Genomic DNA, 420 nt, shown 5'->3' on the forward strand with positions numbered 1-420 from the left:
TCTCAAATTGGTTCCTTGTGCCAGTTAGGTCGAACTCGCGAATGCCATGGGCAACGATGGCGCGCACGACATTGAGGTATCGGTCCACGGTCGCAGCAGTCGGGATTTCCTTCAGCATGGCGTCAGCGACTTTTCTGGCATCGGCGCGCTTCATGTCCGCCAATACCGGATCATAACCCAGGGCCGATTTGACATGTCCCACGACGCGGTCGGCCTGTTGCTCGTCCCGCTTCTTCGATTTCTCCGAAGGATTGGTCTTGGTGAACCGGACCTTCAGATAGAGCCGTTTGGCATCCTCTAGGGTGGGCGAGGGACCGACGGGCTTATTTGAGGAGGTCAGTAGCGTGAGCAGTGCCCGGTCCTCGTCAGAGACGCCAATGGGGTGGTCGGTCTCTTCGTCCCTCGGATAACCTTTGACGA

Annotated in this window: 1 pseudogene; it reads right to left on the reverse strand. The window is 57.9% G+C overall.

Annotation, left to right across the window (positions count from 1 at the left end):
• Positions 1–420, reverse strand: a pseudogene (locus EOB49_RS36755) (hypothetical protein); the annotation flags it as partial.

Origin of the sequence: Mesorhizobium sp. M7A.F.Ca.MR.148.00.0.0 (genome assembly GCF_003997735.1) — a bacterium.
Taxonomy (GTDB): Bacteria; Pseudomonadota; Alphaproteobacteria; order Rhizobiales; family Rhizobiaceae; genus Mesorhizobium.